This is a genomic window from Halomonas citrativorans, assembly GCF_014898005.1.
Taxonomy (GTDB): Bacteria; Pseudomonadota; Gammaproteobacteria; order Pseudomonadales; family Halomonadaceae; genus Vreelandella; species Vreelandella citrativorans.
In genome coordinates, this window is sequence record NZ_JABUYX010000046.1 from 1 (window position 1) to 5,453 (window position 5,453).

Annotated in this window: 2 protein-coding genes; both read left to right on the forward strand. The window is 53.1% G+C overall.

Going from position 1 to position 5,453, the window contains the following annotated elements; translation table 11 throughout:
- The first annotated feature begins 14 nt into the window (after nt 1-14).
- On the forward strand, nt 15-4,838 hold the full coding sequence (locus tag INT20_RS17735; RefSeq protein WP_319643868.1) for a condensation domain-containing protein: 4,824 nt from the start codon (nt 15-17) through the stop codon (nt 4,836-4,838).
- Nucleotides 4,835-5,453: condensation domain-containing protein (locus INT20_RS17740; RefSeq protein WP_226912243.1), on the forward strand; the 619-nt coding region annotated here is incomplete at its 3' end. The genes INT20_RS17735 and INT20_RS17740, both read left to right, overlap by 4 nt.

A 5,453-nucleotide genomic window follows, 5' to 3' on the forward strand; every position in this document is an offset into this window, starting at 1 on the left:
AACGCGAGCAGCCGATCGGTGCACATCAGAACTTTTTTACACTGGGTGGCCACTCCCTCATGCTCGCTCGACTGGCTGCTCGCCTGGGCCAGTCGTTCCAATGTCAGGTTCATTTGGGTGACTTGCTTTCTCTACCCACGATTGCCGAGCAGGCGATGTTACTGGAGAAAAGAAAGAACACAGGACAAATTGTATGGGCGCTGACAGACCGCTCGCTTAGTCATTCTCTATCTGAAAATCAGCAGCGACTTTGGTACTTGCGACAACGCAATGGCGGTAGGGATTTGGCGAACAATATGGTCTACGCGTTTGACCTGCATGGCGAGGTACAACCCGATCGTCTAGCCATGGCCCTTACACACCTGGTCAGGCGCCATGAAGCGTTGCGTACCCAATTCGTGGAAGCAGATGATGAACCACAAAGACAGGTACAGAATTTTGCCTGGGTCAATCTTGATTACCGGGAAGTGCTTGACCTGGAGCAAGAGGTAGACCAGGTCTTTACGGAACTGGCAGGACAGCCTTTCGATCTGGCGCGCCCTCCTTTGTTCAAAGCCGCATTGCTGACACCGGTTGATATTGCGCAACAAAGCAGTCAACACGCTGTGCTGATCTTGTGCATGCATCATATCATTGCCGATGGCTGGTCGGTCGATGTGATATTACGTGACCTGGACAGGTGTTATCGGGGCGGTACCTTGGACACCTTATCGGTCCAGGGTCTGGATTACAGCGCATGGCTGCGCAGTGAAGCCAGCCAGCTCCGGCGCAAAAAACTGGCTGCGTTCTGGAGCGACTATTTGCGCGATGCACCTGAATGTATTGACTTGCCGTTGGACCGGGCTCGCGAATCCAGTCACTTACTGGAGGGACATTCGCTTCATCATGAACTCGATGCAACGATAACCAAGAAGCTGCGCACCATAGCTAGTCAGCGGGGATCGGGGCTGTATCAAATATTGGCAGCTGCTTTCATGATGACGTTGGCTGAGTCGGGTGCCGGTGCCGACATCGTGACCGGGGCGGTTGTCGCCGGTCGCACTTTGCCAGAACTGGAACACATTGTAGATTTTTTGGCCAACACCATTGCATTGCGAGGTACAGTCGATTCGCAGCTCAATATTCAGGACAATCTAGATGCTTTGGATACATCTATCGTAAAGGCACTGGAACATCAGGATCATCCCTTTAATAAAATCGTTAAAGCTGCGGGCCATGCCCGATCCGAGCACTACATGCCTGTGATACAGACGGCGTGTGTGTACCAAAATATCTTGTCCGATGAGGCGATGACGCTTGGTGACGTCCGCATGAATTTTCGGCCGCAGGAACTGACCTCTGAAGTAATTTTCGAGCTATGTATCCAGATCGTCGATCGAGGAAACATACTAGATATCCAGCTGGACTATGCTTCTTCGCTCTTTAATGAGGGGACTGCGGTGCGTTTTCTGAAAGCCTATACAGAAGTTTTGCGTGCCATTGCTACGTCCTCCCAGGTTATCCTAGCTGACTTGCAATTGTTTGCTGCACGTCCCGCCTTGTTGCAGGGGCGTCAGGTAGATTTTCCTGCGGATACCCCCCGCAATCTATGGCAGATGTTGGTTCGTACCGCAAGCCGTTATCCCGGGAAAGGGATATCGTTTATCGAAGAAAAGGGCGAGTCCCATATTACCTATGATGATTTGAGGGAGCGTGCGGCAAAATATGGCGGCCGCATCCGTGGTGCAGGAGTGGAGCCCACAATACCTGTAATTGTGCTTGCTGGCTGGTTTGTTCCTTATGTGCATGGGATCTGGGGCGCCTTTTATAGTGGCGCGGTTCCGGTTACGGTCGCGGCGAACGACGACTATTCAGATCCTGAAAAGGCCGGAAAGCTCATTCATGCCTGGGAAACGCTGGGCCAGCCGCTGGTGCTAGCCGATTCTGATATCCTTGCACGTCTTGCGCCTCTGCTGGGGCAGTATCCGCAGATGCGTGTGGTTGATCTGGAGATGTTGGACGACAACCCGATCGGCCCTGCCGATCCGGAACCTACAGCCACGGCTTTCTACCAGCTGTCGGCAGGCAGTACTGGCAAATCGAAGTGCATTGACGAACGTCACGAGTCTCTGCTCGCCTTCATGACACTGAGCAGTCTGGGGCAGGATTATGTTGCCGGACAGTGTTCGTTGAACTGGTTGCCCTTCGACCATATCGGACCGCTCCTGACTTATCATCTGCGCGATATTTTTCTGGGAAGGAACCAGACCCATATAGCCAATTCGCTGATCCTGGATGACCCTTTATTGTGGATGCGGTTGCTGTCGGATCGGAAGATCACGCATACCTGGTCTCCCAATTTCGGGTATAAGCTTGTGACCAAGGCCATGAAACGAGCCACAGGACTTGAGCTGGATCTATCCCACGTCGTGGAATGCATGAATGGCGGCGAAGCGGTATCAAATCGCACCATTGCTGATTTTCGGGATACTGCAGCTGTCTTCGGTTTGAAGCGGGAGGCAATCACACCCAGCTTTGGTATGGCGGAAGCCTGCACATGCATTACTTATGGCACAGATCGGGACCCGGAGATTTCCGTGTCGCGACTTGAATTCGCCCAGGATACAGTCCAGGCAGGCATCACTAGATTTGCTTCATGTGGTCGGGTTATTCCGGGCGTAGGTATTCGCATCACGGGAGAGGACGGTGCCGTACTCAAGGAATATCAGGTGGGGCGATTCCAGATTAGTGGCCCGACAGTTACGCGTGGTTATTTGAATCTTCCCGAAGTCAATGCAGCTTCGTTCAGTGAAGATGGCTGGTTTGATACTGGAGATAACGGGTTTGTTGCTGATGGCTGTCTTTATCTGACGGGTCGAAGCAAGGAAGTTCTTATAGTCAATGGTGTAAATTACGTGTGCCATGACCTGGAAGAACGGGTCGAGAAAATTGCAGAAGTAGAGCCAACGTTTGTGACCGCGCTCAGCTGGCATGAGGGCGAACAAGAAACGGTCGCTATTTGCTATGTTCCTCGCGAAGGCGCCGACTTGCAAGCGGTCAACCGGCAAGTCCGTGAAACGCTGATTGCCGAGGCAGGTCTTTATCCGGCCCAGGTGGTACCGGTTGCACGGAATCGTTTTTTGAAGACTACTAGCGGAAAAATACAGCGGTTGCAAATGGCCAAAGCGCTGGCGGACGGTTCACTGATTGCTCTGGAGCAGGAGAGGCCGCCGACCGATGCAGCCAATAAGGCGAACCAAACCCAAGGTGAGCCGGGAATACGTTCGCTGACATGGATACAAGTTCCTTCGTCCGATTATCCTACGGCGGGGCAATGGAGAGTCATCGGTGACGTGCCGCTTTCTGGTCTACAGATGTCGCCGTTGACGATAGATGCACTGGGCCGTGAAATCGCTACGCACTCCGGACTGGGACTGGTTTTTGGCCCAGAAATCTACGCGGATCCAGAGAAGCTGGCGAAGTTGCTGCGTGTTCTGTCGGATATCAATAGTGCACAGGTCTATGCCTTGTGTGCAATTGTTGATGCTCAGGATAGTGTGGATGCAGCCAGACTGTACGGCCTTCTTCGCAGCTTGCCACTTGACGCGAATTCGCATTGTGTGGTCCTGCAACGGTCGGCAGATAGATCTCTGCTGTGGCCGGTGGAAAATGAGACAGGAAGATATCGGGTTACCGCTAGCGGCCTGACCAGACTGGAGCAAACCGATGCCGACCTGTCGACGCCAAGCAGGCAACCAGCAACAAGTGCCAAAGTGACGTTGATTACCGGCGGTGCAGGAGCACTGGCGCGTCAACTTGCCGCAAGTGAATTGTCTTGCGGTCATCGTGTGATTCTGCTTGGCCGTGGGCAGTGCCCCGATTGGTGCGACCCCGACGACGCAGACCGGCAGGTGTGGATTCAGGATGATATGTGTGACTCAGACCGCACTGCTAAGAGGCTGGCGGCAGTTTTGGGTAATACGTGTCCGGATATTATATTGCACTTGGCAGGCGTTTACGAAACCGCATTACCGCCGCGTCTGGAGGCTCAACAACTGATTCGCGCAGACCGCCCCAAGTCTGTGGCGGTACAGATACTGAAGGCGGCCCTAGAAAAAAACTGGCCTGATATTCGGCAATGTACCCGGTGGATCTTATTTGGATCGGTGGCAGGTATGTATGGTGATCCGTTCTCTGTGTCATATGCGGGCGCCAATGGCGCACTATTGGGTATGGCCGATAAGTTGCGTAGCGAAGGCTGGGTGGCGAGCTGGTTGGGTTGGAGCAATTGGTCCAACGTAGGCATGGGCAGTCAGGTTGATAGCGCAGAGGTATTTGCCAGAGGGTTTCAGGTGATTGAGTTGGAACAGGGCATGGCCCAACTCAATCGGTTATACGCTGCACCGGGAGATTATCTGATCGGCATCGCAAAAGAGCAGGACTTGAATTCCTCTCGGTCCGGAGCGAACGAGACGGTTAACGCAAACGGCAGCGGACTGGGCCGACATGACATTGTCGACAAATTGACCTCGCTTCTTGAAGATATCCTGGACCGGCAGGTGCAGCCGGAGATCAGCTTGTTCGAGCAGGGGGGAGGGTCGATCGAAATCGTGCGCTATCGCCGGCGGATTCAGAAGTCTCTTGACATGGAAGTAGATGTGGGAACGCTGATCGGCAGACCCACTGTCCTGTCGCTGGCCGATTATTTGTTTCAACGTTATGGCACCTCGGTCAACATATCAGAACCAAAGGTGGTTTCCCGGGATGGTCAGTCGCAGACCGCAGATGCATCGGCTAAAAGAAAGGTGCGTTTGAAGCGCCTCAAGTCACGGCATTCGTCACAGGAGGGCATGGAATGAAACGGGATCTGCTGGATCGAATTGCCTGTTCCCGGAAAGTGGCGAATTCCGCAGCGAAAAGCATTGATATCAATCCGACTGGGCGGTTTGAATCCTTCCCGATGACGGATATGCAACAGGCATACTGGATCGGCCGCGAGGATGCGGCGGCCATGCATATCTATCTGGAATACGAAGTCGACAATCTTGATTTCGCACGTTTTCATCGTGCCTGGGATATGTTGTTGCACAGACACGATATGCTGCGCGTGATTGCAAGGCCTGATGGCTATCAGCAAGTGTTGGAGGTAGTGCCTGAGTATACGATAGATCGCCATTCTCTGCTTAAGCTGGATATATCGTCGCGGGATCGCATGATCGAAGCTACACGGCGTGATCTGGCGCACAAGCATTTTGATCTGGCTGTGTGGCCTCAATTTGAGATCCGTGTACTGGATGAAGAAAATAAAAGCAGGATCGCATTCAGTATTGATACTTGGTGCATCGATGGCCGCAGTATCCAGGTTCTGTTTGCAGAGCTTAATTGCCTCTATCTTCATCCTGAGACTGAACTGGCGCCGCTGGAGCTGACGTTTCGCGATTATGTATTGTGGTCGCGACAGCAGGAACAGGGAG